A 26,534-nucleotide genomic window follows, 5' to 3' on the forward strand; every position below is an offset into this window, starting at 1 on the left:
GGTGGTGTCCTCTCCTGTACCGCCTACCGGGTGAGCTGCCGGGTTCGGGCCGGAGTCGCCCTACCGCTCACGGGAGCGGATTCACCCCAGGTGGAGAAACGGTTCCCCGGTTCCGCGGGCCGCGCGGGGCCCGCGAGATTCGGCACGGCCGCCACCGTCCCCGGCGGGGACGCGCCGCGACGGCCTCCGACGCAGCGTAGGAGATAACGACCTCATCTCGCCACCCAAGCGGCAGATCCGACAATTCAGCAGAGGTGGGTCAGCTCGGTGATCGTCGCGGCGGCGACGGCCAGCGGGGCGGCGACGGCGAGCGCGGCGAAGGCGGACGCGGCGAAGGCGGACGCGGCCGCCCGCCCGGCCCGGCGCGGCCCGCCCGTCCCCGCGCTCTCCAGCCGCAGCACCCGCTCCGCCAGCGCCCCGGCGTCCGGGCTCGCGGCGCCGAGCGCCCCGGCCACCCCGGACGCCACCCCGGACGCCACCCCGGGCGCCGCCGCGAGCCGCCGCAGCGCGCCGACGAGCGTCCGTCCTCCGCAGGCCCGTGCCGCCGCGTCGTCGGCGGCCATCTCCAGCAGCAGCGGAAGGGTCCGCTTCGCCCGCCGGATGGTGGGCGGCCAGGGCAGGACGGCGTGCGCCAGGTCGAGCATGAGCAGCAGCGCGTGGTGCCGCTGCCGCAGGTGGGCCCGCTCGTGGACGAGGACCGCGTCGAACTCCTCCGGCGTGAGGGCGTCCCGCGTCCCGGTGCTGACCACGATCGCGCGCCGCCGGTCGGGCAGCGAGTAGGCCACCGGGACCGGATGGTCGAGGACGAGGACGTCGCCGTGCCGCTCGTCCTCCCGCGCGACGAGCCGGAGCATCTCGCGGTGCCGCCGCCGGTGCCGCACCGCGCGCCGCAGCCGGGGCAGGCCGCGCGCGACCCGGAACCCGCACGCCGCGAGCAGGACCAGGGTCGCGCCCGCCGCCGTGGCGATCGCCTTCCCGCCGTGGTGCGGCAGGCAGTCGCGCAGCCATTCCAGCAGGCCGTGGCCGGGCGCGGGCGGCGACAGCAGCGCCGCCGCGACGACCCCGGCGCAGGCGATGAAGGTGCCGGTCACGGCCCCGACCCAGCAGGCGACGGCGGTCCCCGGATGCGCGGCGGGCCGTCCCAGCCGGTCGAGCACCGGCCCCGCCGCGCAGCCGAGCAGCACGGCGGTGGCGATCAGCCCGAGGACGAGGTAGACCACGCCGTCATTCCCCTTCGGCGCCGGAGGCGCGGCGGCGCAGGGCGTCCAGCAGGTGGCGCGCGTCCTCCGGCGGGACGCTCTCGGCGAACCGGGTGAGGATGCTCCCGTGGTCGGCGGACTCGGTGAGCGCGTCGAGCATCAACTCGACCGCGTACTCCTCCCGGGCGCGGGTCGGCGAATAGCGGAAGGCCAGCCCGTCCCGCGTGCGCCGCAGCAGCCCCTTCTGGGCCAGCCGCTCGGCCACGGTCTGGACGGTGTTGTACGCGAGCGTCCTGTCGGCGTTCTCGTTCAGTTCCGCCAGCAGTTCGCGGACCCGCAGCGGGCCGGGCGCCTCCCACAGCACGTCCATGATGGAGCGCTCAAGCGATCCACCCAGTCCTGCCATGCGAGACACCTCCGTTCCCCACATTGTGCCGGAGAACCCGGCGCCGCCTTGGAAGCCGTCAGTGGTGGTACTGGTGGACGACCGCGTGCCCCTTCCCCTTGCCGATCATCCAGCGGTTCACCGGGGTCGTGAGGACGAACGCGACGACGAACGCGATGGCAAGCGCGCCCCAGAACGTCGCGTCCGCCAGCCCCGCGTGCATGGCGCCGGGGATCAGCACCATGGTCGCGTTGTCCAGCACCTCCATGATCGCGATCGACACCGTGTCGGCGGCCAGCGCGACCTTGAACGCCGCCCGCAACGAAAGCCCGGCCTTCAGCACTCCGCGCATGGTCAGCGCGTAGCCGAACACGAACGCGAGGATCACGGCGAGGACGATCGTGGCCGCGTTCGACCAGCCGAACGCCGTCCCGATGACCATGCCGAGCACCTCGCCGATCGCGCATCCGGTGAGGCAGTGCAACGTCGCCTGCGCGGCCATCGTCCAGGAGACCGCCCCGGCATGCCCGTGATCGTCGTGCGCGTGGTGGTCGTGCCCGTGCGTGCCGCTCTGGTGCGACTCGTGCCCGTTGTGCGTGGTCATCCATACTCTCCAGCCGCTTGTCCGACTCGGGAAGTATGCCCTACACGTTGTAGGAGGTCGGACGTCCGGGGGTCAGTGCGGCCGCGGCGGCCGCTGTGACGGCGGCGACGATCGCGGCGAGGACGAACCCGTCCGTGAAGCCGTCGAGCGTGTCGCCGACGAGGCTGGCGGCGGCGACGCTGGAGATGACGGCGGCCCCGATGGACGCGCCGAACTCGTGGAACGTGCTGACGATGCCGGACGCGATGCCGGACTCGTGCGGGGCGACCCGACCCAGCGCGGTCGCGGACGCGACGACGAACATCGCGCCGGTCCCGGCGCCCGCGATCGCCGTCCCGGCCACGACGGTCGCCGGGTGCATCGACAGGGCGGGGAGCGCCATCCCGGCGGCGGCGACGAGCGGCCCGACGACGGCGAGCGGGCGCGCGCCCGTCCGGGCGATGGCGCGGCCGGTGAGGTCGGCGCCGAGCATCGTCGCCGCCGCGACCGGCAGGAACAGCAGGCCGGTGCGCAGGGCGCCGTAGCCGCGCGCGTGCTGGAAGTAGAACGTGCCGAGGAAAAACACCGCGATCATCAGGGCGGTGGCGACGAGGATCAGGAACGTGCCGGTGGCGACCGTCCGCCGGACGAGCAGCGCGACGTCCATCATCGGGGACGCGGCGGTCCGCTGCCGGATCACGAAGGCCGCGTAACCGACCGCCGCGAGCACGACGAGCAGCCCGGTCGCGGCCGTCAGCCAGCCGTGGTCCCCGGCGCGGATGAAGGCGTAGATCAGACTGCCGGACGAGGCCGTGACCAGCAGCGCGCCGAGGAGGTCGAGCCCGCCGCGCGCCCGGGGCACGTCCCGCCGGGGCAGCATCCGGGCGAGCGCGGCGGCGACGGCGAGGCCGATCGGCACGTTGACGTAGAACACCCACGGCCAGCCGGGTCCGGCGGTGAGCGCCCCGCCCAGCAGGACGCCGAGGGCCGCGCCGCCGCCCCCGAGCGCCGACCAGACGCCGAGCGCCTTGTTCCGCTCCTCGCCGTCGAACAGGCTCACCACGAACGACAGCGCGGACGGGGACAGCAGCGCCGCGCCGAGCCCCTGGGCGATCCGTCCGGCGAGCAGCAGTCCGCCCGCGCCCGCGAGCCCCGTCACCAGCGACGCCGCGGTGAAGATCAGCAGCCCGGCGAGGACGACGCGCCGCGCGCCGAACAGGTCGGCGGCGCGTCCGCCGAGCAGCATGAGGCCGCCGAAGGTGAGGGTGTAGGCGCTGACCGTCCAGGTCACGGCCTGGCGGCTCAGGTCGAGGTCGGCCTCGATGTGGGGCAGCGCGATGGCGACGACGGTGACGTCCAGGATCAGCATGAGCTGGGCCAGCCCGAGAAGGCCGAGGATGCGCCAGCGCAGCGGATGCCGCGCCCCCTGCTCCGTGGACGGTTCGTGGGCCTGGTCTGTCATGGGGGGGCTCCTCTTAACTCGTACTGCGGTATACGACTTCAATGTCCGGAGGTTAACACGTATTCCGCAGTACGAGTTAGAGTGTGCGCATGCCCACCGCCTCACCTGGACGGCGCCGCCGCGCGGACGCCGAGCGCAGCATCGCCCGCATCGTCGGCGCGGCCCGCGAATGCCTCAGCGGGAACTCGAACGCGAGCATCGACGACATCGCCCGGCACGCCGGGGTCGGCCGGATGACGCTCTACGGCCACTTCCCCAACCGGGCCGCGCTGGTGGAGGCCGCCCTGTCGGACGCGCTGCGCGCGGGCGACGAGGTGCTGTCGGCCATCGACCTCACCGGCGACGCCCGGGACGCGCTGAGCCGCCTGCTCGAATCCAGCTGGTCCCTGGTGGCCGAGTCGATGGCGCTGCTGGCGGCGGCCGAGGGCACCCTCCCCGCCGGACGCATCCGCGAGCTGCACTCGGCCCCGGCCGAGCGCCTCGAAGAACTCATCCGCCGAGGCCAGGACGACGGCGTCTTCCGCACCGACATGCCGATCGCCTGGCTGGTCGGCGTGATCCAGTACGTCCTGCACGGCGCGGCCGAGGAGATCCGCGCCGACCGGCTGGCCCGGGAGGACGCGCCGAAGGTCGTCACCGGGACGGTGCGGTCGATCCTGACCCGCTGACACCCTGGACGATCATGATTTCGCAGGTCGGAGCGATAATCAGTGGCCGTGCTGTCTAGCACGAACGTATGTCGGCGGCGCATACTCGCTGGATGGGCGACGACATCGATGTCGGCGACGCGATGGTCGCCGACGAGGAGCGCTTGAGTTCCGGGCTGGCCGTGCTCGTCACCGCCCGGGGGCTGGACGAGCTGCAGGACCGCTACTTCGAGTGGGTCGCGCGCCATGTGCCGTCCTTCGCCTTCGGCGTGTACCTGTTCGACCCCCGGACGGGCGAGACGCGCGCGTCGGAGGTGCGCGGGCTCAGCCGGTTCTACGTCCACCGCTACGAGCGCTTCGGCCGGGCGGTCGACCCGGTGCTGCGCGGCGCGGTCGCGGCCCGGCGGGCCTTCGACGACTCCCTGGTCGCGCCCGCCGACCAGTGGCGGCAGGCGCCGATCGTCCGGGAGCTGTTCCGGCACTACGACATGGCGCACGTGATGTGCGCGCCGCTGGTCAGCGGCGGCGAGATCGTCGGGACCGTCAACTTCGCCCGCAACGGCGGCGAGCCCGCCTTCGACCAGGGCGACCGGCGGCGCGCGACCGTCGCCGCGATGATGTTCCAGGCGGCGGTCGCCGCGACGGACCTGGTCACCGCCATCGACGCCGAGCGGGCGGCCTGGTGGGGCGCGCTTGAGGCGAGCGGCCAGGCGATCGTCGTCACCGACCTGGAGCGGGCCGAGCGGCACGCGAACCGTCCGGCGCGGGCGCTGCTCGACGCGGCGGACGACGCGTGGTCCGTCCTCGACGCGGCGATCGACGGCGGCGAGGCGACCCGGCGGCTGACCGTGCGGCCCGCCGGGAGCGGCGCGCCGACCGAGGTCAGCGTGACGTCGGCGCCGCTGCCCGAGCGGCCCTCGGTGATCGTGTCGATCCTGGCGGCGGAGTCGTCCGCGCCGGGGCTGCCGCCCGCGCTGCGCCGCCTGCTCACCGGCCGGGAGGCGGCCATCGCCGAACTCGTCGCCGCCGGACGGCGCGACCAGGAGATAGCCGCGCGCCTGCACATCAGCCCGAACACCGTGAAACACCATCTGAAGTCGATTTACGCGAAGCTCGATGTCCATTCACGGGTCGAGTTGGCCGGTCTGTTTCTGCGCTGATCCCGCGATCCCGCCTTCGCGGCGAGGTCCCACCTTCGGGTGACCGCAGCGTCCCCATAAACGGGTGATGTGCCGGGAATGGACGATTTGTAGCGTCTCCGGCATGGGATCACACAACAGTGTCACGGAGCTCAACGATCTGTTCGTCGAGACGATGAATGCCGGTGACCTGGAGGGCGCGCTCTCCTGCTGGGACGAGAACACGGTGTTCCAGACCGGCCCCGGGACGCCCCCGGCGCGCGGCATGGACCAGCTCCGCGCGGCGCTGGCGGAGTTCCTCGAACTCAAGCCGCACCTGTCGATCAAGGAACTGCACCGGGTCGAGGCCGACGACATCGTCCTGGTCGCGCTGCGCTGGGAGCTGACCGGGACGGGCCCGGACGGCACGCCGGTCGAGATGAGCGCGATCGACTCCAACGTCTTCCGCCGCCGCGCGGACGGCACGTGGCGCATCGTGATCGACAACCCGTTCCACTCCGCCCACATCGGACTCGACTCGTGACCACGGTCGCCACCGGCCGCCTGACGATCGACCGGCCGCTGCCGGCGATCGTCGGCGGTGAGCGGCGGCCGTTCGCCAAGCTGCTCCCGGCCGTCGAGCCGGCGACCGGCCGGACGTGGGCGCACATCGCCGACTGCGACGCCGAGGTCGTGGCCGAGGCCGTCGCGGCGGCGGCCGCCGCGTTCGAGACCTGGCGGACGACCTCCCTCGCCGAGCGGCAGGCCGTCCTCTGGGCGATCGCCGACCGGCTCACCACGACGGCGGCGGAGTGGCCCGCGCTGCTCGCCACCGAGAACGGGCGGGCGATCCGCGAGGCGCAGCTGATCGACGTCCCGACCGCCGCCGAGATCTTCCGCTACTTCGCGGGGATGGCGCGCGGCATCCACGGCGAGACGATCCAGGGCGCGCCGGAGTCGTCGCACGTCTACACCACCCGGCGCCCCCTCGGCGTGATCGCCGCGATCGTGCCGTGGAACTCGCCGCTCATCTCCGTCGCGCACAAGCTGGCCCCGGCGCTCGCGGCGGGCAACACGGTGGTGGTGAAGCCGTCCGAGCTGGCGTCGGTGAGCACCGTCCGCTTCGTCGAGGCGATCGCCGACCTGCTGCCGCCGGGCGTCGTCAACGTGGTCACCGGCCTCGGCGCGAGCGCGGGCGACGCGCTCGTCACCGACCCGCGCGTCGCCAAGATCAGCTTCACCGGCGGGACGGCGTCCGCGCGGACGATCCTCAGCCGGGCGGGCGGCGCGCTGATCCCAGCGCTGATGGAGCTCGGCGGCAAGGGCTCGCTCATCGTCGGCCCGGACGCCGACCTCGACACCCTCACCGACGACGTCCTCACCGGGATCTTCGCCGCGAACGGCGAGGTGTGCTTCGCCTCGTCCCGCGTCCTCGCGCACGCCGATGTGCACGACGAGCTGCTGGAGCGCGTCGCGGCCCGCGCCGACCGGATCCGCGTCGGCGACCCGCTCGACCCGTCCACGCAGCTCGGACCGCTGATCAGCGTCGCGCACCGGGATCGCGTCGCGGGCGCGGTCGACAAGGCCGTCGCCGAGGGCGTGACGGTCGCGGCCGGGCACGTCGTCCCCGAACTGGGCGGCGACCTCGGCGGCGGCGCGTTCTACCGGCCGACCGTCCTCGCCGACCCGGACGGCCGGACGAGCGCCTCGTGCGACGAGTTCTTCGGCCCCGTCCTCACCGTCGAGCGCTGGACGGACGAGGACGACGCCGTCGCCCGCGCGAACGCCGTCGCCTACGGCCTCGCCAGCGGCGTCTGGACGACCGACCTCGCCCGCGCGCACCGCATCGCCGGACGCCTTGAGGCGGGCATGGTCTGGGTGAACACCTGGTTCGCCACCCCCCTCGGCCAGCCCCAGGGCGGCGTGAAGGCCAGCGGCTTCGGGCGCGAGGGCGCCGCGGAGACGATCGCCGAATACCAGGCCACGAAGGTCGTCAACGTCAGTCTCGATACCGCGCGTCCCCCGATGTGGGACTGAACCTCGTGGAGGAATAATGGACTTCCGGCTGGACGAACAAAGCCTGAGAATGGCGGAGATCGGAAAACGGCTCGCGGCCGAGATCGCGCCGCGCGCCGCCGACGCCGACGAGCGGCGCGCCATTCCCGCGGAGAGTTTCGCCGCGTTGCGCGAGGCGGGACTGTACGGGGCGGGGCTGTCGACCGACCTGGGCGGGCTCGGCGCGCGGTCCACGGCGTGGCTCGCGACCGTCGAGCAGCTCGCGCAGGGCGACGCCTCGACGGCCCTCGGCTTCAACATGCACTACGTGGCGACCCGCATCGCCGCGGAACTGCCGTCGTTCGACCCCGAGGTCAAGAAGCACGTCGCCGCGCTGGTGATCGACGACGGCGCGCTGATCTCGGCGCCGCTGTCCGAGCCGTCCTCGTCGAGCCTGCTGCCCGGTACGTTTCTCCCGACGGTGACGGCCGCCCGCGCCGCCGACGGCGGACTGCGCGTCACCGGGACGAAGATGTTCGCGTCGATCTGGGAGGCGAGCGACTACGCCTTCATGTTCGCGCGTCCCGACTGGAGCGACGACCCGACGTCCGTCATCGCGTTCCTCCTCCCGGTCGACCAGCCGGACCACATCGTGGTCGAGGACGTCTGGGACACGCTCGGGATGCGGGCGACGCGCAGCAACAAGGTGAACATCACCGACGCGCACGTCCCGGCGGAACTCGTCCTCGGGCCGATCGACGACTTCGTCACCAACTGGATCGTCGCGCAGGCCGCCGTGAGCTGGGGCGGCTACACCGGCTGCTACCTCGGCCTCGCCGAGGGCATGGTGGCCTGGCTGACCGAGAACCTCGGCACCCGGACCGCCAAGGGCTACGCCCAGCCGATGGGCTACCACCCGACGATCAGCTCCGCGATCGGACGGGTCGCGACGCACGTCGAGGCCGCCCGGCTGATGATGTACCAGGCCGCGTGGAACGCCGACACGAACGGCCCGGGCCTGCCCACCTGCCACGCCTACCTGAAGGCGAAGCTCATGCTGGCGGACGCGATCGGACGCCTCGTCGAGCTCGGCACCGCGGCGGGCGGCCTCAACGCGCTGATGCGTCCGAGGGGCTACGAGCGGATGCTGCGCGACGTGACCACGGCGGCGATCATGCCGCCGAACGCGTACGCCTGCGCCGAGATGGCCGGACTGATCACGATGGGGCTGGACCCGGCGCGGGCCCCCTCGCTCGCCACGGCCTGACGGACAGGTGATCGAAATGCAGGAGGTCACCGAGGACGTCGCGGTGCTCAGACGGACCTTCGGGTGCTTCCCGTCCGGTGTCACCGCGGTGTGCGCGCTCGTCGACGGGACGCCGGCCGGCATGGCGGCGAGCACGTTCACCTCGGTGTCCCTCGCCCCGCCGCTGGTGTCGATCTGCGTCCAGAACACCTCGGAGACCTGGCCGAGGCTGCGGCACGCGCCGCGGCTCGGGCTGAGCGTGCTCGCCGAGAACCACAACGAAGCGTGCCTGCGCCTGTCCCGCAAGGAGGGCAACCGGTTCAACGGGGTGGACTGGGAGGCCCGTCCGGGCGGCGGGGTGTTCGTCCTGGACGCCACCGCCTGGCTGGACTGCCGCCTCCACGACGAGATCCCGGCCGGCGACCACGTGATCGTCCTGCTGGAGGTGCTGAGCCTGGCGGCCAGGCCCGAGACCCCTCCGCTGGTCTTCCACACCAGCCGCTTCCGCCGCCTCGCCCCGGTATGAGCGGCCCGCCCGGCACGGGCTCTGGCGCCCCCCGCCAGAGCCCGTGCCCGGCCCTCTCGTCCGGGCTACGGGTCGTCGAGCGGGATCCAGGTCCATCCGTTGGTGTGCGTCTCTTTGACGTCCACCTGAGTGCGGATGAAGGACTTGGCGCCGATGAGCCGGTAGTCCACGGCAATCTGGTGAACCTGGTCGGACAGGATGAGGCCGAACTCGGCGTTTCTCTCCTTTAGCTGCTGTTTGAAGGTCTCCGCCTCAAGGAGGCGGAAGAGGAAATTGACGGGCATTCCGATGACACCGTGCGGTTCCCGGTGCACGTAGCCGTCGGCGAGCGCCATTCGCAGCCGGAGTGCGTGCCGCTCGTCCGAGATGGTCCTGTTGTGGGCTCTGATGCCGCTGCGGATCTCGTCCAGGAAAACCGTGAGAAGCACTTCCAGGCCCGCCGACTTGGGAATCATCAGGATTCCGTCGCCGCGATCCTCGGGGCGGGCGGAGCGCCACGGGACGCCCGCCGTGTCGCATGCCTGCCGCGTGATCCGGTAAAGGGCCTTGTGCAGGCTGATCTTCGTTGCCTCGTCGTACTGTGAGAACCCGCGAATGTCGTTCGCGGCCAGCAGTTGGTGGCGCGGCTTGGCGCCGGCGGGGTTCGGCTGGCCGATGACGTTCCGCAGGAAGAAGTCGATCAAGACGGAAACACCTTGGCTTTCGTGGTGGCTTCGCGGAGCGGGTCGTCCCAGAACTCGACGAGCTCGTCGGCGCTGAGCTCGTGCATGATCGGCTTGCGGTCGAGGAGCCGGCCCGTCCGGACCATCCAGACGGTCGTCAGAGTCATGGCTAAGGCGGCCTCGTCCGCGCATTGCGGGCCGGTGCGGCGACCGCGCTCGGCGGCGCGGCGCGCGGTGGACATGGGGGGCGTCAACGGCTCTCTCTCCAGCGTGGTTCGGCAGGTCAGGGGCCCGAAACGATGTGACGAACTATTCCGTCCCGCTTGGACCGCGCTCGCCGCTTCGCCACGAAAGAAGAATTCGTGAAGCATAAAAGCCGATCGCCGACCGGTTGTGAACGCTGGTGAACGGCCGTGAACGATCGCGCGAGCCGTGTAATCGGCGGTAAACGCGCTCGACTCGCACCGGTTCGCCCGCCAATGCGGGTACTTGTCAGCAGCTGTGGGCGGCCGGGAGAAGTGAAAAGCTCAGTGTGAGCCGGTCATCCTGCGGACCCGGGCTCAGTGAGGCTCGTCGCCCTCGACGGCGACGGGACGGTCGCCGAGATCGGCTCGCAGGACGCAGAGCCGGAAGAACCGCAAGGCCGTCTCATGCCCGCTCGTCTCGGCCATGTCGGCCAAGGTCTTGGCGCGTGCGAGCGCATGACAAAGGTCGATGCCCTGCCCGGAATCGGGCACCAGGCCCGACGCAGTGGGATGTCCTGCCGCGGTGGCGTTGAGGAGATAGGCGACTGCCCTGACGCGGTAGTCGCGGTGGAGGGCCAGGACCACGCCGACCTGGTAGATGGCTTCGCGGTCGCCGAGCGCGGCATGCTCGTGCAGCACGTTTCCGTAGGCGCCGTGGGCGATGAGCGCGTCCACCTCGCCGGGCGCCAGGTGGACCGGGTCGGCGCGGCGGGGTGTGCCGGGGTCGATCAACGACACCGATGGCAGCACCGAGGACCGGTCGGCCGGCGCGGACGGGTTCGGCGCCGGGCTCGCGTCGCGGACGTCGTCCTGCTGCCGGGCCTCGCGGAGCCGTTTCTGCCACGCCTCCAGAATCGCCTCCCACCCGAGTGGGGCGTCGGTGGCCGGGTCGATTCGGATGCTGCCGTTCTCCGCCGCGCAGCGGAGGTGGCTGAGCACGATCACCGCGAGGTATTCGGCAGACGGCTGGCGGGCGCCGTTGAAGAACTGACTCAGATGTGAGCGGGACACGCTCTCCGGAAGGCTCGTGCGGCCGTGTTTGAGAGGGAAGAACTCGTCCAGTTTCGGCACTATGCCGATCAGGCTGGAGTAGTTCGGCTCGCCGCAGTCGGAGCGTAACCGTCGAAGATCGGCGGCGAACTCCTTGTTTCCCGCTGGGTAGAAGAGTCGGTTGCTCATGGTGGTCCCGTTCGGTGACGTTGGGGCATGCCGCGCGCGGCGGGCCTCTCACGCGCTGGCACCCACCCGGTTCCGTCAGCCTGGCATGGTGGACAGTGCCTTGTCTGTGCCGGATGACACGGTACGACATGACTTGATCACATAGAGTTGATCACCTGGTCGAGTATCGCGGGTGTTCGCTCGGGCGGCGGCGCCTGCGTCCCCAGAAGGTTCATGGCATGCCGGTAGTAGTCCCTGTCGCCGGGCCGGAGGGGATAGACCGCGCTGTCCAACTGCTCCAGAAAGACCAGGTCGCGCAGCTCGTGGGTGCGCCATCGCAGCATCGTGATCGGGCCGCCCAGCGCCGGATGGCCGCCCAGCTCGAACGGCAGCACCTGGACGGCGATGTTCGAACGCGCGCACAGCCCGCGCAGGTGCTCCAGTTGACGGCGCATCGTGTCCGGCCCTCCGAGGGGCCGGCGGAGCGCCGCCTCGTCGATGATCGTCCAGATCCGCGTGGGCTGGTCGGAGTGGAGGATGCGTTGGCGCCGCATTCGCAACTGGACTCGCAGGTCCAGCTGCTCATCGGTGATCTTGCCGGGCAGCGCACCCAACTGGGCGCGGGCATAGTCCGGCGTCTGCAGCAGGTCGGGAATCGACTGGACGGCGTAGGACCGAATGACCCCGGCCGTCTGCTCGGACCCCAGGTACGGCAGGAACCAGGCGGGGATCAATTGCCGGAAGGGCTGCCACCAGCCGGGGCGACGCGACTGGCGAGCCATCTCCACCAGCACCACACGCGTGCCGTGCTCCTCGACTTCATAAAGGTCGCAAAGCGCGACCACGTCGTCGAGCAGAGAACCGATCAGGCCCAGTTCCATGCTCACCAACCGGGCTTCGGAACCGACCACCCGCGCCGCGTCCTGCCTGTGCAGTCCGCGCTGCTTGCGGAGTCGGCGTAGCCGGGCGCCGAGCAGCAGCCGTGGCATCGTCGGGCCCAGGGCCTCATCGGCACTCATCTGCCCGTACAACTGGGCGATGAGCTGGCCTCCCAGCGCCACCGTCACACTGCCCCCTCTTGGCGCGTTCCAGCGAGGCTGTTTCGGGCGACGCGCGGCACCCATTCCCCGGAATCGCACAACGAGCCGAGATACCGGGTTCTCATTTCTAGCCGTACCAGTTCACGGCCGATGCCGCCACCCCGGCAGGCGTGCGGAACGGAGATTAGGGGTGGCCTGTTTCGCGGTACGGGCGGGAGCATGAATACCATCGGGCATCCTTCTCCTGCCTCGTGTTCGCGCGAATTCGGCTTCTGGTCAGACCCGCTTCCCCAACCCGACAAAGCATGCATGGTGCAGCCAGTGCGCGAGTCAGGACAAGGCGCCCGCCGAGCAGCCATGCTCCCAGAGACGGAAGGCCAGGGAAAGGACCGGTCAGCGGCCGGTCCGTATCGACTCGCACCGCGTACGGGTGAGATCCTCAACCCACTGATTGGGGCTTGCGGGCCACTCCGCAGTACTGATCAGAATCGGAGGGCTCTCCGAATGGCAGCGGCTCGGGACGCCAGCGCGTACAGGACACCACTCCGGGATCGACCAGTTCCAGGCCCGTGAACAGCGACGCGATCTGCGCCGGGCTGCGGTGGATACCCGGCGGCTTGCCGAACTGGTTCCATTGACGGATCGCCTCCGCCATCTTCTCGCCGGTGACCTCGATCGTGGGATGGGCGATGGCGAGATAGCTGCCGGGCGCCGTTTCCTCCATCAATCGTCCGACGATGCTGAGGGCCTCCTGGTCGTCGGTGATATGCCACACCACGCCCAGCATCGTGATCGCCACCGGCGAGGTGAAGTCAAGGGTTTCGCGCGCGCCCCGCACGATCGCTTCCGGATCGTGCATGTCGGCGTCCAGATACGAGGTGGCCCCCTGCGGGGAACTGGTCAGCAGAGCACGCGCGTGCGCGAGCACCAGCGGGTCGTTGTCCACGTAGACAATGCGCGATTTGGGGGCGAGGCGCTGGGCCACCTCATGGGTGTTGTCGGCGGTCGGCAGGCCCGTCCCGATGTCGAGGAACTGCCGAATCCCCTGCTCGACGAAGTAGCCGACGACACGCTTCAGAAACGCCCGATCGGCACGGGCCTGCTCGACGATATCGGGAAGCACCTCGGCGATCTGGTCGCCCAGTTGACGATCGACCAGATAGTTCTCCTTCCCTCCCAGCCAATAGTCCCAGATCCTGGCCGAATGCGACACCGAGGTGTCGATGTCAGGAGTCGACTGCAAATCCGGCGCCCGTGAATCGTCCACCATGGGAGTTCCCTCCGATCAGGAGAAACCATTCCGACAATATAGCAATACACACGCGAACTGAACCCCTCGCGGCGGTCTGCACGGCCATATCCGTGTACCCGCTCATCGGCCCCCGCCGACCGATCGCACAACTATAGCCGCGTGCGTTACCGCCTCTCCAGAGAATCGTTTGCCCCTGGGCTCCACCCGTTCTCCCGCGTTCCGCAAGTCTTGACTAAACACACATTTATCTGGAGACACCAAACCATCATCAGACTCATCGGATATACAGCCGCGAGACCGGAGCGCTTTCCGGCTGAAATTGGTCACCGCCCGACGCCAAAAGCCAAGCACCCGGGCGCGGTGGCCGGATAGTGCCACAGGCTCCGCCCGGCGTGAACGCGAACCGCGGGTCCCCGTCCCAGATACGCCCCCTCGCCGCCGGAGCCCTCTGCGCATGGAGGGCGGCGGCGTCGCGCGGTGTGGCTAGCGGGGGGCGGTGAGGCTGAGGAGTTGGTGTTGCTCGGCTTTCAGGCGGGCGAACGAGGTCCTCACGTAGTCGAGGTACGCGGTGCCCGGATGGGGGGATCAGGGCCTTGTTCGAAGCGTCCTTGGCCTCGGTGGTCAGCAGGACTTCGAAAGAGGTCACATGGGAGCAGAAGTCCTGGACGGGCGCCGGGACCTCGGGCTCGATCAGCAGGTCCGCGTGGCTGATGATGAGGTCCCGCATTCTGGTGTTGGCGGGCATCAGCGCCCCGTCACGCCACAGGGGCCAGTCTTCCCACTGGGTCTGACCGGGCTGCCGATCCTGTTTCGTAGGCAGGCCGGCATCGCGGAGGGATTCCCAGATCCGTTCGTTGACCTCGACCAGGGCGTGCAGCGGGCCATAGAGGTCGCGCAGTTGGCTGTTCACTCGTGCCAGGCGCGCCTGGCGAAGCTCCTGACGTACTTGCCCGCGCTGGTTGAGTACGTAGATGAGAACGGCCACGAGGACGCTCGCGGCGGCGGTGAAGGCCGCAGTCTGCATCCGTGAACATTAACCCGCCCACCAAGCGCCGTCCTGTCCCGGAATTCTTCCGTGGCGCGGAGTTCGTGGGAGATCCTGTGCTCGGGCGCCGTGGACGGGAGACGACGTGCACGTTCTGGAGTTGAACAACGAGGACGCGGGGACGTTCCGGGTGCGGTTACTGCGCCCGGGCGAGCCGTATGGGTTGTTTCATCGACTCACCTACGACAAAGGCGAGGCGCTGCTTGAGTTCTATCCCCCGGCCGTCGACGGGCAGCCCCTCAGCGAGGCCGGGCTTACCGCGACCGGCCGCGCTTCGAGCTTTCGACAGGCGCGAGATGAATGGTTCAAGGTGCCGGGTGGACCTCGGGTCAGCCCGGAGAACTCCCGCGAACTCGCCGCGTGGCTCGAAGGCGAACTGAGCGAGCCATGGACGCCGCCGCCTCCACCGGACCGGCCGCCGCTGCCCTCGCAGGCACGGTCGCGGGCGGGTGCCGAGCTGCATCAGACCGGTGACCGGCGGGTGACGTTCTATGTGGGAGGGATCCTGGGCTATATCCGGAAGGAGGCGCAGTGGCTGGAGGTCAATCGCCTCGCCGATGGGCAGCACGTCATCCACTGCCTGCTCAGAGGCCGCCGCCGAGTTCGTCGCCTGGTTCTCGAGCCCAACACTCCCTTGGTGGTCGTCCTCGGCTGGGACCATTCCGACCTGCAACCGCGGAGACAGCCGGTGGAGTACTCGTTCCCGTACGGCCAACAGACCCTGAAGGCCACTCTCACCGGCCCGAAGTACGTCGCCGGTGATCCGCGGTTCGAGCAGGACTTCGAAAGCGAGCTGGACGCGTATCTGACAAGCCTTCCGCTCGCCCAGGTCCTGCTGGACCTGCGAGGCGAGCGCGCTTCGGCGCCGTCGGAGCAGTTGGTCCTGGACGCTACGGAATTCGAGCCCCTGCCGATTCGTCCGGGCAGCAGAGCCCCGCCGCGGTCTTCGTCAGCTACTACCACGGCGGTAATGCTGCGGCCAGGGAGAGGTTCGAACGCGAGCACGGGACCGTCATCCGCAGCTCCTCCATCTATCCAGGAGAGATCAATACCGGGCCGGAGGTGCGCCGCGAGATCCGCAAACGGATCGCCGGGTGCGACTTCCTCGTGGTGCTCGTCGGACGCGAGACCTACACCCGGCGCTGGGTCGACTGGGAGATGCACGCCGCCTTGACCCGGACGCGCGGCACCGCCAAGCCGGTCGTGGGAATACTGCTCCCGGAAATGGCGGACGCGGGCGCGTTCCTCGCTCCGCGCCTGGAGCCGGTGCCGTCGCGCCGACCGGTCACCGAGGTGCTACGCCGATCCGATGAACTGTCACACGAGCTGCTGGCCGAGACGGGCGCCACACTGCCCGCAAGGCTCCTGGACAACCTCCTCACCGGCTATGCCACGCTCATCGGCTGGCCGGCCTCTCCGGAAGTGCTCATTGAAGCTCTGGCGAGTTCGACCGGTCGCGCTCGCCCGGTGACCAAACGCCCCTTGTTCGCCCGAAATCTGGGCCAGGCGATAAACAAGACCCCGCAAAAGGATCCTGCGCCCCGGGACGCGCCCATGGCGGTCGAGGACGCAACGGTCGAGGACGCGACGGCTGACGACGCAACGGCCGACGGCGCAACGGCCGACGGCGCGACGCCACGGCGGCCCGGCGCCGAGCCTCCCTCGCTGGAGCGACTGCTGGCCCGGTTGGCCCGGGTTCGACACTTCGGCGCGCCGAAAGTGGTCGCCGCACCGGACGGCACCTGGCTGGCGACGGCCTCCGAGGGACTGGTCGAACTGTGGGACCAGGCCACTCGCACCCGGCTTCACGTGTTCGACGGCATGTGGGGCGACATCGAGGGCTTGGCGGTGAGCCCCAAGGGCGACTGGATCGCCGCGGTCGATGGGATTCACGTGGTCCGGCTGTGGTCCGTCCCTTCCCATGAACTGCTTCTGGAAAGGTGGGCCGGCCAATGGGGAGCGGGTGCCGTGGCGGCCGACCCGGAGGGTCGCCGACTGGTCGTCGGTGGAAGCGACGTGCAAATCTGGGATATCCCGAGCGGCGAGCGGCTCCGGGTCCTGAAGCCGCCCGGCCGCGGCACGGAGGCGCTCTTCTACGGCCCCAACGGTCAATGGCTCGGCTGCGTCGGAGGATCTCATGCCACCGTCCGCATCTGGCCGATGCCCGGCGCGGAAACAAAGGTCGACCTCACCAATCGGGTGAAGAACGCTTGGATCGGCTATCTCGTCGTGGATCCGGCCGGTGGCTGGCTGGCCACCGCAGGCGGAAGAGCGGTGCAGGTCTGGGACGTCGGCACCGGAAAACGACTGCGGTCGCTCACGCCTCCCGGCGGATCGTTGGGGGAATTGATCGTCGGCCCAGAGGCCGAGTGGCTCGCCTGCGTAGGCAACGACGGAACGGCGGCCCGCATGTGGCCCGGCCAAACCAGACGCCCGGTCGAACACCTCGATCGACCACCGCGGCGAACAGGCCAATGGATCACGACGGGCACCCGCGGCACGGTCCAGATCTGGTCCCCTGCCCCCGGGACAAGTTCGCTCGACGGGCTCGATTGAACGCGCGACCAATTTGGCGTTTTCCAACGCGAACCTATTGCGGCACGGCCGACACCTATCTGTGAAGCGCTCATGGCCGTAATGAGCCCGTAAGGGCACCCGGCGTCTCCGAACTCGAATGGGGTGACACGATCGGTGGATGGCGGCAAATGAAATGCCGTGATTCCAGAATGACAGGGGGACGGACATGCGCAGTTATGCCACGGAGTTCATCGGAACATTCTTCCTGGTCTTCACCGTGGGCTGCACGGTCCTGGCGAAGGCTCCGCTCGCCCCGCTGGCCATCGGCGCGGTGCTGATGGTGATGGTGTACGCGGGCGGGCACGTGTCCGGGGCGCACTACAACCCGGCGGTGACGCTGGCGGTGTTCTTACGGGGGCGGATCAGCCTGGTCGACGCCTTCGCCTACTGGGCGGTCCAGGTCACCGCGGGCGTGCTCGCCGCGTTGGCCGCCAAGTACGTGGTGAACCCGGGCCGGGTCGCGGAGTTGTCGCCGTCCGGACGCGCACTCGGGACGGCGCTCCTGGCCGAGGTCGTGTTCACGTTCGCGCTCGCCTACGTCGTCCTGAACGTGGCGACCAGCAAGGACCACCCGAACAACAGTTTCTACGGGCTTGCCATCGGATTCACCGTCCTGGCCGGCGCGCTGGCGGTCGGGGGCGCCTCAGGAGGGGCGTTCAATCCCGCGGTCGCCCTGGGCGCCGCGACCATGGGCCTGTTCGCCTGGACGAAGATATGGATCTGGCTGCTGGCCGATCTGCTCGGAGGCGCCCTGGCCGGCGCGGTGTTCCTGGGCCTCAACCCCGAAGACCGCTCTCTTATGAACACCTCGGCGGAAACCCCGGCGGAGACGTCGCCGGTCTGACCGGCCCGTCGCCTCGCGAAGGGGAGACCACTCATGAGCAGCATCGCGCGCGAACTCGCCGAGCGCGCCGGTGTCGACGTGGACGCCCTCGTCCAGGAGTTGACGTCGGCCGCCCGAGCGAAACTGTCCGCGCACTACCGCTACACGGTTCTGCACGCGAGCCTGACCGCCGTAATGGGCCAGGATCTGCAAGAGGTGCTCACAGACATACGCGCCGAGCACCATCATCACTTCGACGCCCTGGTGACCAGGATCTACGAACTGGACGGACGTCTGCCGGACGACCTTAGCCTGTTCGCAACCGCCGGTCCCTTAGACGAGCCTCCACTAGCCGGCATCGGCGACGGCCCACGCGCATTGGTGACCGCACTCATCGAATCCGCTCGGGAAGCCGCGCGCCACTACACCCATCTGTGTGAACTCACCCAGGACAAGGACCACCGGACCTACGACATCGCCCAGGCGATCCTCTTCGAGCAGAGCGAACACGAGTCATGGTTCCGGGAGTTCCTCGCCACGGGCCCACCGGCCCGATTCCAACGCGGTTTCCGCGGCCGGTCCCCCTACCTCTCCCGCCTCCCGCCCACCACCCTGACCAATCCCCAGAATGACCCTTAGCGACGCGCCGCGCAGCACACCGACCGGGGCTCGCCCCGGCAGACACCGGCCACCGGGGCGCCGGGTGTCTGCGGCAGGAGGCCCGGCTACGCGTCACGCTCCTTGTCCGGTCCGGCGAACGGAGGGAATCCGCGGCGGCGCCGGCTCTGCGAAACGCGCTCGCCGCCTTCGGCCGCCACCTCCTCGAGCAGGCGAAGAGCGCTGTCGGCGACGGTGCCGTCGAGCGAGAGGTGCACGAGCCAGTCCACGTCGTCCTGCTCGCCGCGGGCCTCGCTGAGGCTCTCGATGCCGACGTGGAAGTTCTGGCCGTTCAGCAGGGCGAGCGTGAAGTTCTTGCTGACCAGCAGCCTGCCGTCGAGCGGGAGTACCTCGCGGCGACCGTCGGCGAAGCCGATGCCGATCTCCTGGATTCCGGCCGACGCGATCGCGTCGTACCGGAACGTCGTGCGCTCCTGGTTGCTCGCGACCCCCGTGGCGAAGTCCAGTTGGACGGTGACCTGGCGCACTCCCGCCTCGGTGAGCAGGTACAACCAGACGATGTACGCGCTGTACCGCCAAGGGCCGCGCCGGACGCGGGCACGGCGGGCACCCGGCGCGGGCTCGGTCAGCACCGCGTACTCGATCACGTCGACGTTGGCCAGGCGGTACTGCTTGCGGACCATCGTCATCAGGTGGATCTCGTCGTAGTTGAGCCAGTCCGCCATCTCCACATCGGTGGGCCGATCGCTGAGCACTCCCGCCCACCGCACGTACTCCTGGTACTCGGCGTTCCACCGACGCTGGGCGAGGTCGCGCTCGGCGGGAAGGCGGCGGAGCCGGAGGAGGTAGACGTCCAGGCGGCTCCCGGCGGTCAGCGCGGCGCCGCCGGGCAGCATCAGCAGCACGAGCAGCACGGCGGCCTTCATCACCAGGACGGCGGCGCCCAGGAGGACGAGCGTTCCAAGGCCGCCCGCGACGGCGCCGAGGACGACCCCCAGGATGTCTGTAACGGAGCGGTCCCGCTCCCGGAGGTCGCCCGCCCGCCAGCGCTGGAAGGTCTGCTCGGCGTGCCACCGGATCAGCCAGTCGATTCCACCGGGCCGGATGCGCGGGACGGCGTAGAGGCGCGCCAGTTCCTTGGCGAGGAGGCTCCTGATCCGACGGGTGCGCGCGATCCAGACGAGCCGATACCCCCCGGCGGGCCGTCCCGTGTCGGTGAAGATCCGGTCGACCGTGTCGCGGATGGAGGCGCGGAACGCGCGGTCGAGTGGGGAGTCCGTGTCGAAGGGGACGTACCGGGACGGGACGCACCGAGGACCGAAGTAGCCGAGGAGAGCGCCGCCCGTGGCGATCGGGATGAGGAGCACCAGGACGAACGCGGGCTTCTGCGAGAAGACCTTGACCAGGGGGAGGAGGAAGCCGAAGGCGAGCGTGGGGAGGCCGAGGACGGCGAGGAACACCTGAACGGACGTCAGCCGCGGCTCCTCCGGCATCCTCGCGCGCGGCTGCTCGGGCACGGGCTCGAAGTACTTCCACACGCGGTGTCGGCGGGACGGCCGCATCCGGTTGACGCGTACCTGCTCGGCCTCCACCTCCTCGACGGCGTCCTGGGTCGCACCCGTCTCGATCCGTTTGAGGTGGAACTGGATCTCGACCTGGCGCTCCACCATCAGGCCCCCGAAGCACTCCCTGGCCTTCTCAAGATCCGCCGGGTCGGTCTCCTCGGCCGTCTCCTGGCGGTGCCGGAGTTCGATGAACCTTCGGATCACTTCGATGGCCGCCGACCATGTGTCGGTGGGGTTGCGGTGGACGTAGGCGAACGCGTTGTTGAGGTCGCCGTACTCCTCTTCGTTCAGGTCGGCGAGCGTGCGCTGGCTCACGATCGCCAGGATCCAGTAGTACAGGACTTCGTTCGACGTGTCCGCCCCCGAGGTGAACAGCTCCCGGAGCCAGACCCGCGCCGGTGTCGCCATTCCGGCGGCGAGGCAGTTGCGGGCCTTTTCCAACCTCTCCCGCGGCGGCGCGTCGTCGCTCGTCACATAGAGGTGGACGTCGCCGTTGACGATGCCCTGGTTCGCGACATTCGAATGGTCCTTGGCGATGTTGTGGAACGGGTGCCCGGCCGCGCCGTTCACGACTGCTCCTCTCGTCCGGAGCCGCCCATGTGGATGGGGCCGTTGGCGATGCCCTGGTTGCCGACCCTCGCGTTTCCCGTCGCCGTGTTGGTGAAGACGGGGCCGGACTGCCGCGCCCGCTCTCCGGTCCGCGGAACCTCCCCTCCCGGGCCGCGGAGGACACGCAGGAGGCGATCGCTGGCCTGCACCCCCTTTCGCTCGGCCTCCCGCAGGACGTGCTCAAGGTCGGCCCCGCCCCGCCATCGGCCGTCCGACCGGAACTGTGCCGCGATCAGCAGGACGCGGAGGTCGTCCTCGGGGCCATTTCTCTCGTCGATGGTTCCCCGGATGTCGGCGACGAGATTGGGGTTGCGGCCGGAGCGGAGTTCGGCGAGAAACAACGCGGTCTGCGCCTCGCGGCGTTCTTCCTGAAGGGTTCGGCGGACCGAGTCGGCCCATTCCCCGTGTCGGCCGGGGAGGGGTTCGACGCTGCGGCCCCATTCGCCGAGCGCTTCTTGGAGGAGGGGCACGGCGTCCTCCGCGTCCGCCGTCTCGGCCTGGGCGACCTTCTCGCGGAAGCGGAAGACGTCGAGTTCTTCCTGCCCGACCGCGAGGCTGTAGCCGCCGGGCTCGGTTCGGACCACTTCGCGTCGCCGCAGAGCGTCGCGTACCTGGTGGGCCAGGCGGCGGAGCTGGTCCGGAGGGTCGCTGGGCCGGGCGCCTCCCCAGACGCACTCGACGAGCCGGTCGTGCCCGACGCGTCGTCCCTCGGCCAGCAGGAGCGATGCGAGGAACAGTTCACCCTGCGGCTGGAATGTGACCCAGCCTTCACCCGTGTGGGCCCGCACCGGGCCTAACAGTTCGTACTTCACGTCGGCCAGCCTTCGTCGAGTGGTGCTCGGATAATTCTTCGGGACGGCATGTTCGGCGCATGTGCAAGAAACATGCGAATAGCATGAATCGCGCTATGTCGTGCACATGGGCTTCTTGCTTGGATTGCAGGTGAAAGGAAACCTCACCCGAGAGAAAAGAGGGCTCCGAATGAAGCGCGATCTGCTTCCCGAGACCAAGCTTTCCTGCAACCAGGGGGGCTGCGTGCTGATCGAGGACAAGGGCGAAGTCGTGATCATCCGCGACTCCAAGAACCCCTACCAGCCGGGGCTGGTGTTCGGCGCCGACGAGTACGCCGAGTTCCGCCGCCGCATCATCGACGCCGAGCTTGAGCGCGTGAAGCACGAGCTCTTCGGCATCTGAGGCCGTCGCTCCGGGGGCGTTCCGGAATCGCCGGGACGCCCCCGGAGCGAAGGCGGGCGGACTCATCGGCACTCTCCCTCGAATGAGCGGGCGAGGTCGTCGAGAAGCGTCCTGGCCTCGTCGCCGTGAAGAGCCATGTGCTCCAGCCGTGACCACCGGCGGCGGTAAAGGTCCAGTCCCTCAGGGTCGTTCACGGTCAGATTGGCGTGGACGGCCTCGATCATCGCCAGGCCGTCGCCGTCCCTTTCCTCGTCCATTTCGAAGAGCACGAAGCCGTGCGGGGGAGTGGCGACGGCCTCGGCGTCCAGCGGGATGAGGCCGATGGCGATGTTGTCCTGGGCGCTGAGCGACGCGACGCGGTCGAGCTGGGCCCGCAGCAGCCTCGGCGGACCGGGGCGCCAGCGCAGCGCCGCCTCCGTGATCAGGAAGGCGAACGCCCGCTCCGGTTCGAACAGGGCCATCTGGCGCTCCAGCCGAGCGGCGAGGACGGTCGGGAGCTCGGCGGGCGTGATCTCGGGTTCGAGCAGCGTGAACACGCGGCGGGCGTACTCGGCCGTCTGGAGCAGGCCGGGCACGACGGACGGTTCGTACACGAGGATGCGCCGCGCGGTCCGCTCCAACCGGCCGATGCCGTCCTGCAGGTGCGTACGGTCGCGCCGCACGTCGCCCCACGTGTGCACATCGGTGAAGACCGCCTCGGTCAGGGCGACGAGCTGCGCCTTCGCCTCTTCCGCCGCCTTCACCGCGTCCGCCCACGCGACCACCGTGGGCAGCGCGGGGATCGCCGTCCCTGACTCGATCCGCGACACCTTGGACTGGCTGAGGCCGGTCAGCCGCGCGAGTTCCCGGCCGGACAGGCCGGCGAGGGTCCGCACCCGCCGCAGCTCGGCGCCCAGCCGCCGCCGTCTGGCCAGCACGTCCGGCTCGTCGTCGCCCGCAGTCATTGATCCCATGATTCATTATGAGTCGATTCGCTGCACAGGCAAGCAAGATGGCGAAGTGTCCGTCAACTGCTATTACAGGACTGGTCTAGCTCTTGACTGGCTGTGGCGACTGATTCAGCATGATTCATATGGATTCGGCGGAGAGGCGTCCGGTGCCGCGGCACCGGACGATCCTGGCCACGGACATCGAGAACTCCACCGCCTTCCCCGACCCGGGGAAGGCGCGGCTGCGGGCCGTCCTGTACCGGGCGCTCGAGGAGGCTCTGGCCGCCGCCGGTCTCGGCAGGCGCCACCGCGACGCGTTCGTCGACCGCGGAGACGGCGTCCTCGTGCTCATACGCGCCGTGGACGGCGCCCCCAAGACCCGCATGTTCGACACGGTGCTGCCCGCACTCGGAGCATCCCTCAGCGAACACAACGCGCTGGACCCTTCGCACCGGATGAGGGTCCGCGTGGTCCTTCACACGGGCGAGACCTACTTCGACGGGCGAGGGCACTTTGGTGAGGCCCTGGATGTCGCGTTCCGGCTCCTCGACCACGAACGCGTGAAAGAGGAACTCCGCCGGACGACGGCTCCGCTGGTGCTGGTCACCTCCGACGACCTGTACCGCGCGATCGTCCGGCACGGCCATGACGGCATCGAGCCGGGAGCCTTCCACCCCTCCGTGGAGGTGCGGGTGGGCGACCGCGTCCATCGGGGCTGGGTGCGAACCTGCGGAAACACTGTGATCAGCATGGCGCGCCACCGTCAGGGCGCCTGAGCCGCGGGCGCGAGCGGGCCGGTCGCCGCCACCCGAGAGTGACGGCGACCGGGGTGGTTCACTGGTAGGCCGCGCCTTGGTCAAGGCAGTACACGTAGACCTGAGTGTTGAACTTCTGGTTGACCTTCTCCGGGGTGAGGGGACCTTGTGTCGCGTCCGGATGGGTGTTCACGCCGGTCAAGTGCCCGAGCTCATGCAGCATGGTGACAAGCTGCAGGTCTGCTGTGGACAGCTGAACCGCCGGGAGATCGAAGTAGATGTCGGGGTCGACGTAGCCGAGAACGGACGGTGTAGCGATGTTGAGGGAGAAGAAGCCGGGATAGATCCCGATCGTCGCCTTGCCGTTTTCTCTGGACGCGTAAGCGGCGGCAGCGACCGTCTGGTTCGTGAACAGGACGTCTGCCGTGTCCAGCGCCGTGATGGGGTTGGTGGGGTCGGGCGAGCGGCTGTCGGTGGGGCTGAGGGTGTCGAAGCACTTGGGCTTGTCGACGAGCGCCCTCTTGGCGGCGTTGACGGCGTTGTCGATGGCCCTCCGTTGTTCCGGCGACGGTGTGTCGCCCGGGTCTCCGCCGCCACCGGTCCCGGGGTCGCTCCCCAGGCAGGGCTCGGTGGAGCACGGCCGCGGCGGAGGGTGGAAGCGCGGATCGTTGCCGGGATCGCCGCCCTCGTCGCCGGGTTCGGTCTGCGAATTGGTAGTGCCGGTGGGCGGGTCCAGCGGCGACGCGGAGGCTGGTCCCGCCCCCAGCAGCGCCGCAGTGAGTGACAGCGCAAGGATCGTGAGCAGCGCTGATATCCGTCTGTGCAAAAGAACCCCCGCGTAGGTGCGACGTGGTGGGCGCTCCGCCGCGGTTCTCGGCGGCGTTGCGCGCTGACATCACCTATTCGCCGCGACCCGACGTTTGGAGGATGTGACGGTCGTCACGAAGCGGGAGGGTCCGGCCGCACTGAATTCAGCGGAGGCCGTGAAGGTCGGCCGCGGCGTTCGGTCCGGGAGGCGACGCCGCGCGCCGGTCGTGGTGGTACCCCCTACCGGATTCGAACCGGCGCTACCGCCTTGAAAGGGCGGCGTCCTAGGCCGCTAGACGAAGGGGGCCCGGGTGGTGGCGGGGACGGCCGCCACTCGACCTGGCCAAGTGTAGAGGACGGGGCGGGGCGGCGCGCAAACGGTTACCCGGGTTGGGTGGTGCGGGGGGACGAGGTGGGGGACGTGCGAGGGGACGACGTGGGGGACGAGGGGGTCCGCGACGGCCAGTCGGACGGGAACTGGGACGGGAACGGCGAGGTCGGCGACGCGGGCGGGGACGGTGCGGGCGGGGACGGCTTGATGGCGCGGTCCGGCTTCGGTTCGAGGTGGCGTTCGATCTGGGCGGAGGTGAGGCCGAGGCCGCCGAGGCGGAGGTCGTCCCAGCCCTGGAGGCGGTGGGTGGCGCGGCTGAAGTAGAGGACGGAGAGCTCGATCGGGGTCGGTTCCTCGTGTTCGAGGCCGCGGAGGCCGGCGCCGCCGGTGGAGCCCTGGACGAAGAGGCGGGTGTCGGTGGGGAGCAGCTTGGTGGAGCGGGCGTGGGCGTGGCCGGAGACGATCAGGGGCGTCATGCCGGAGAAGGACTCGCCCTCGGACGGGTCGTGGACGACGACCATGTCCGGGGTGGTGCCGGAGGCGCGGAGGCGGTCGGCGACGACGAGGCCCTGGGCGCGCATCTGGTCGGCGCCGACGAAGTCGTCGCGGGTGCTCTTGTCGGGGGTGAAGCGGGGGTCGCCGATGCCGAAGATGCGGAGGCCCTTGACGTCGCGGGTGGCGTCGTCCAGGACGACGGCGTTCTTGTTCTTGGCGACGGCCCGCTGGGAGGACTTGGAGTCGTGGTTCCCGCGGACGTAGACGTAGGGGACCTTCAGGTTGGAGATCTCGCCCGCGAAGCGGTCCTCGGCCTTGCTGCCGTGGTCCATGAGGTCGCCGCTGTCGACGATGAGGTCGATTTTGAACTGGGTGGTGACCGACTTCATGACGTTCCACGCGGCCGGGTTGAGGTGGATGTCGGAGACGGACAGGACGCGGATGGTGGACGGGTCCGGCTCGTAGGTCGGGAGGGTGGACGCCGCCGCGTACAACTGGGAGACGTTCCCCACGAGGTGGGCGAGCTGGGCGCGGTAGGCGGAGAACCGTTCGTAGACGTTGCGGGTGTCGCCGAAGATCTGCGGGGCGTTGCCGAGCAGGCCGGTGTAGCGGGGCTCGGCGACGGACTGCGGGTTGAACGTCGTCCAGGTCAGGAGGGTGACGGCGACGAGCCCGAGGGCGGCGGAGCCGAGGCCGACCAGGGCGCGCCGCCAGGAGCGGAACAGCAGGAGGGCCGCGACGAACCCGGAGAGCAGCGCGAACAGGGCGGCGCGGATCAGCAGGTCGATCAGGCCCTCCCGGAGCTGGACCGCGATCTCGTCGGTGAGCCGGTCGACCTCGGAGCCGTTCTCGATCAGCTTCTGCGCCTGCTCGGGACGGACGTCGGTCAGGCTCGCCTCCAGCGACACCGGGCCCCAGTGGGTGTCGAGGCGGAGGGAGCCGAGCGGCGGCAGGTCGAGGGTCGTCCCGCCGTGCAGGGACGGGTGGAGGCTGAGCTGGACGTCGGTGGGCCCGACCGGGGTGACGGAGCGTCCGCCGAGGAGGAGGCCGACGTAGCCGCCCGCCAGGCCGACGGCGGCGACGAGGAGGAGGCGGGCCCAGCGGCTCGTGACGACGGGCCGGGCGCGCCGCGCCACCGGGGCGCCGACGGCGCGGACGCGGGCCGCTCCGGGGGCGGCGAGCCCGCGCAGGCGGCGCCAGGCGCGGGCGGCGCCGCGACGGGGGGTCGCGAGGGCGGTGGTCAGCGCGGCGGGGGCCTTCGGCACGTC

Annotated in this window: 26 protein-coding genes, 1 tRNA gene and 1 riboswitch; of the genes, 11 read left to right on the top strand and 16 right to left on the bottom strand. The window is 70.0% G+C overall.

The window, feature by feature from the left end; genetic code table 11:
- Positions 1–4: 4 nt before the first annotated feature.
- Positions 5–155, bottom strand: a riboswitch (cyclic di-AMP (ydaO/yuaA leader).
- 90 nt (positions 156–245) lie between these two features.
- From FXF68_RS24440 to FXF68_RS24455, 4 genes are read right to left on the bottom strand one after another with little or no spacing between them, the layout of a single operon-like run.
- On the bottom strand, positions 246–1,220 hold the full coding sequence (locus FXF68_RS24440; RefSeq protein ID WP_148763021.1) for a M56 family metallopeptidase: 975 nt from the start codon (positions 1,218–1,220) through the stop codon (positions 246–248).
- Positions 1,221–1,224: 4 nt separating this feature from the next.
- Positions 1,225–1,605 (bottom strand): BlaI/MecI/CopY family transcriptional regulator, encoded by a 381-nt coding sequence (locus FXF68_RS24445; protein ID WP_148763023.1) that lies wholly within the window; start codon positions 1,603–1,605, stop codon positions 1,225–1,227.
- Between the two features lie 58 nt (positions 1,606–1,663).
- Entirely contained in the window at positions 1,664–2,188 is a 525-nt protein-coding gene (locus tag FXF68_RS24450; RefSeq protein ID WP_148763025.1) for a DUF4396 domain-containing protein, read from the bottom strand.
- A 40-nt stretch (positions 2,189–2,228) separates the two neighbouring features.
- A complete protein-coding gene (locus FXF68_RS24455) occupies positions 2,229–3,629 on the bottom strand; it encodes an MFS transporter (RefSeq protein ID WP_148763027.1) in 1,401 nt (466 codons plus the stop codon).
- 89 nt (positions 3,630–3,718) lie between these two features.
- Between FXF68_RS24455 and FXF68_RS24460 the strand changes: the two genes are divergently transcribed.
- The 6 genes from FXF68_RS24460 (at position 3,719) to FXF68_RS24485 (ending at position 9,161) form a co-directional block, all read left to right on the top strand.
- Positions 3,719–4,297 (top strand): TetR/AcrR family transcriptional regulator, encoded by a 579-nt coding sequence (locus FXF68_RS24460; RefSeq protein WP_148763029.1) that lies wholly within the window; start codon positions 3,719–3,721, stop codon positions 4,295–4,297.
- Positions 4,298–4,389: 92 nt separating this feature from the next.
- Positions 4,390–5,436, top strand: coding sequence for a LuxR C-terminal-related transcriptional regulator (locus FXF68_RS24465; RefSeq protein WP_187438088.1), 1,047 nt, complete (start codon positions 4,390–4,392; stop codon positions 5,434–5,436).
- 103 nt (positions 5,437–5,539) lie between these two features.
- On the top strand, positions 5,540–5,938 hold the full coding sequence (locus FXF68_RS24470; protein WP_187438089.1) for a YybH family protein: 399 nt from the start codon (positions 5,540–5,542) through the stop codon (positions 5,936–5,938).
- Positions 5,935–7,431, top strand: coding sequence for an aldehyde dehydrogenase family protein (locus tag FXF68_RS24475; RefSeq protein ID WP_148763035.1), 1,497 nt, complete (start codon positions 5,935–5,937; stop codon positions 7,429–7,431). The genes FXF68_RS24470 and FXF68_RS24475 overlap by 4 nt, the downstream gene beginning before the upstream one ends.
- A 16-nt stretch (positions 7,432–7,447) precedes the next feature.
- Positions 7,448–8,656, top strand: coding sequence for an acyl-CoA dehydrogenase family protein (locus FXF68_RS24480; protein ID WP_148763037.1), 1,209 nt, complete (start codon positions 7,448–7,450; stop codon positions 8,654–8,656).
- A 16-nt stretch (positions 8,657–8,672) separates the two neighbouring features.
- Positions 8,673–9,161 (top strand): flavin reductase family protein, encoded by a 489-nt coding sequence (locus FXF68_RS24485; RefSeq protein ID WP_148763039.1) that lies wholly within the window; start codon positions 8,673–8,675, stop codon positions 9,159–9,161.
- A gap of 65 nt (positions 9,162–9,226) precedes the next feature.
- Here FXF68_RS24485 and FXF68_RS24490 read toward each other — a convergent pair whose 3' ends face one another.
- From FXF68_RS24490 to FXF68_RS24515, 6 genes are all read right to left on the bottom strand, one after another.
- The gene (locus tag FXF68_RS24490) at positions 9,227–9,844 is read right to left on the bottom strand and encodes a hypothetical protein (protein ID WP_148763041.1); all 618 of its coding nucleotides are present in this window, start codon (positions 9,842–9,844) and stop codon (positions 9,227–9,229) included.
- The gene (locus tag FXF68_RS24495) at positions 9,841–10,077 is read right to left on the bottom strand and encodes a hypothetical protein (RefSeq protein ID WP_148763043.1); all 237 of its coding nucleotides are present in this window, start codon (positions 10,075–10,077) and stop codon (positions 9,841–9,843) included. Before FXF68_RS24495 ends, FXF68_RS24490 begins: the two co-directional genes overlap by 4 nt.
- A 306-nt stretch (positions 10,078–10,383) precedes the next feature.
- A complete protein-coding gene (locus tag FXF68_RS24500) occupies positions 10,384–11,247 on the bottom strand; it encodes a hypothetical protein (protein ID WP_148763045.1) in 864 nt (287 codons plus the stop codon).
- A 137-nt stretch (positions 11,248–11,384) separates the two neighbouring features.
- Entirely contained in the window at positions 11,385–12,293 is a 909-nt protein-coding gene (locus FXF68_RS24505) for a DUF5753 domain-containing protein (protein WP_148763047.1), read from the bottom strand.
- A 412-nt stretch (positions 12,294–12,705) separates the two neighbouring features.
- On the bottom strand, positions 12,706–13,536 hold the full coding sequence (locus tag FXF68_RS24510; protein ID WP_148763049.1) for an SAM-dependent methyltransferase: 831 nt from the start codon (positions 13,534–13,536) through the stop codon (positions 12,706–12,708).
- A 256-nt stretch (positions 13,537–13,792) separates the two neighbouring features.
- On the bottom strand, positions 13,793–14,542 hold the full coding sequence (locus FXF68_RS24515) for a hypothetical protein (protein ID WP_222870071.1): 750 nt from the start codon (positions 14,540–14,542) through the stop codon (positions 13,793–13,795).
- A gap of 918 nt (positions 14,543–15,460) precedes the next feature.
- Between FXF68_RS24515 and FXF68_RS43165 the strand changes: the two genes are divergently transcribed.
- The 3 genes from FXF68_RS43165 to FXF68_RS24530 all read left to right on the top strand — a co-directional run bounded on the left by FXF68_RS43165 (position 15,461) and on the right by FXF68_RS24530 (position 18,602).
- On the top strand, positions 15,461–17,119 hold the full coding sequence (locus FXF68_RS43165) for a TIR domain-containing protein (protein ID WP_342787179.1): 1,659 nt from the start codon (positions 15,461–15,463) through the stop codon (positions 17,117–17,119).
- A gap of 187 nt (positions 17,120–17,306) precedes the next feature.
- Positions 17,307–17,984, top strand: coding sequence for an MIP/aquaporin family protein (locus FXF68_RS24525; RefSeq protein ID WP_148763053.1), 678 nt, complete (start codon positions 17,307–17,309; stop codon positions 17,982–17,984).
- A gap of 33 nt (positions 17,985–18,017) precedes the next feature.
- On the top strand, positions 18,018–18,602 hold the full coding sequence (locus FXF68_RS24530; protein ID WP_148763055.1) for a ferritin-like domain-containing protein: 585 nt from the start codon (positions 18,018–18,020) through the stop codon (positions 18,600–18,602).
- Between the two features lie 86 nt (positions 18,603–18,688).
- On the opposite strand, the gene FXF68_RS24535 is transcribed toward FXF68_RS24530, so the two are convergent.
- Positions 18,689–20,716 (bottom strand): hypothetical protein, encoded by a 2,028-nt coding sequence (locus FXF68_RS24535; protein ID WP_148763057.1) that lies wholly within the window; start codon positions 20,714–20,716, stop codon positions 18,689–18,691.
- On the bottom strand, positions 20,713–21,567 hold the full coding sequence (locus FXF68_RS24540; protein ID WP_187438090.1) for an AfsR/SARP family transcriptional regulator: 855 nt from the start codon (positions 21,565–21,567) through the stop codon (positions 20,713–20,715). Before FXF68_RS24540 ends, FXF68_RS24535 begins: the two co-directional genes overlap by 4 nt.
- Positions 21,568–21,736: 169 nt before the next feature.
- Between FXF68_RS24540 and FXF68_RS24545 the strand changes: the two genes are divergently transcribed.
- A complete protein-coding gene (locus tag FXF68_RS24545; RefSeq protein ID WP_187438091.1) occupies positions 21,737–21,949 on the top strand; it encodes a DUF397 domain-containing protein in 213 nt (70 codons plus the stop codon).
- 62 nt (positions 21,950–22,011) lie between these two features.
- Here FXF68_RS24545 and FXF68_RS24550 read toward each other — a convergent pair whose 3' ends face one another.
- The gene (locus FXF68_RS24550) at positions 22,012–22,893 is read right to left on the bottom strand and encodes a helix-turn-helix domain-containing protein (RefSeq protein ID WP_148763063.1); all 882 of its coding nucleotides are present in this window, start codon (positions 22,891–22,893) and stop codon (positions 22,012–22,014) included.
- Between the two features lie 128 nt (positions 22,894–23,021).
- On the opposite strand from FXF68_RS24550, the gene FXF68_RS24555 reads away from it, so the two are divergent.
- Entirely contained in the window at positions 23,022–23,654 is a 633-nt protein-coding gene (locus tag FXF68_RS24555) for a hypothetical protein (protein WP_148763065.1), read from the top strand.
- Between the two features lie 58 nt (positions 23,655–23,712).
- Here FXF68_RS24555 and FXF68_RS24560 read toward each other — a convergent pair whose 3' ends face one another.
- The 3 genes from FXF68_RS24560 to FXF68_RS24570 all read right to left on the bottom strand — a co-directional run bounded on the left by FXF68_RS24560 (position 23,713) and on the right by FXF68_RS24570 (position 26,531).
- Positions 23,713–24,459, bottom strand: a complete 747-nt coding sequence (locus FXF68_RS24560) for a hypothetical protein (protein ID WP_148763067.1) — start codon at positions 24,457–24,459, stop codon at positions 23,713–23,715.
- A gap of 212 nt (positions 24,460–24,671) precedes the next feature.
- Positions 24,672–24,747: transfer RNA gene (locus FXF68_RS24565), tRNA-Glu, on the bottom strand.
- Positions 24,748–24,821: 74 nt separating this feature from the next.
- Positions 24,822–26,531, bottom strand: a complete 1,710-nt coding sequence (locus tag FXF68_RS24570; protein WP_246178916.1) for a metallophosphoesterase family protein — start codon at positions 26,529–26,531, stop codon at positions 24,822–24,824.
- Positions 26,532–26,534 lie beyond the last annotated feature (3 nt).

Source organism: Actinomadura decatromicini, assembly GCF_008121305.1.
Lineage (GTDB): Bacteria > Actinomycetota > Actinomycetes > Streptosporangiales > Streptosporangiaceae > Spirillospora > Spirillospora syzygii.

Coding starts and splice junctions, on each gene's coding strand:
- FXF68_RS24445 (WP_148763023.1), bottom strand. CDS start 1,605: ATGGCAGGACTGGGTGGATCGCTTGAGCGCTCCATCATGGACGTGCTG.
- FXF68_RS24450 (WP_148763025.1), bottom strand. CDS start 2,188: ATGACCACGCACAACGGGCACGAGTCGCACCAGAGCGGCACGCACGGG.
- FXF68_RS24455 (WP_148763027.1), bottom strand. CDS start 3,629: ATGACAGACCAGGCCCACGAACCGTCCACGGAGCAGGGGGCGCGGCAT.
- FXF68_RS24460 (WP_148763029.1), top strand. CDS start 3,719: ATGCCCACCGCCTCACCTGGACGGCGCCGCCGCGCGGACGCCGAGCGC.
- FXF68_RS24465 (WP_187438088.1), top strand. CDS start 4,390: ATGGGCGACGACATCGATGTCGGCGACGCGATGGTCGCCGACGAGGAG.
- FXF68_RS24470 (WP_187438089.1), top strand. CDS start 5,540: ATGGGATCACACAACAGTGTCACGGAGCTCAACGATCTGTTCGTCGAG.
- FXF68_RS24480 (WP_148763037.1), top strand. CDS start 7,448: ATGGACTTCCGGCTGGACGAACAAAGCCTGAGAATGGCGGAGATCGGA.
- FXF68_RS24485 (WP_148763039.1), top strand. CDS start 8,673: ATGCAGGAGGTCACCGAGGACGTCGCGGTGCTCAGACGGACCTTCGGG.
- FXF68_RS24500 (WP_148763045.1), bottom strand. CDS start 11,247: ATGAGCAACCGACTCTTCTACCCAGCGGGAAACAAGGAGTTCGCCGCC.
- FXF68_RS24510 (WP_148763049.1), bottom strand. CDS start 13,536: ATGGTGGACGATTCACGGGCGCCGGATTTGCAGTCGACTCCTGACATC.
- FXF68_RS24515 (WP_222870071.1), bottom strand. CDS start 14,542: ATGCAGACTGCGGCCTTCACCGCCGCCGCGAGCGTCCTCGTGGCCGTT.
- FXF68_RS24525 (WP_148763053.1), top strand. CDS start 17,307: ATGCGCAGTTATGCCACGGAGTTCATCGGAACATTCTTCCTGGTCTTC.
- FXF68_RS24530 (WP_148763055.1), top strand. CDS start 18,018: ATGAGCAGCATCGCGCGCGAACTCGCCGAGCGCGCCGGTGTCGACGTG.
- FXF68_RS24545 (WP_187438091.1), top strand. CDS start 21,737: ATGAAGCGCGATCTGCTTCCCGAGACCAAGCTTTCCTGCAACCAGGGG.
- FXF68_RS24550 (WP_148763063.1), bottom strand. CDS start 22,893: ATGACTGCGGGCGACGACGAGCCGGACGTGCTGGCCAGACGGCGGCGG.
- FXF68_RS24555 (WP_148763065.1), top strand. CDS start 23,022: ATGGATTCGGCGGAGAGGCGTCCGGTGCCGCGGCACCGGACGATCCTG.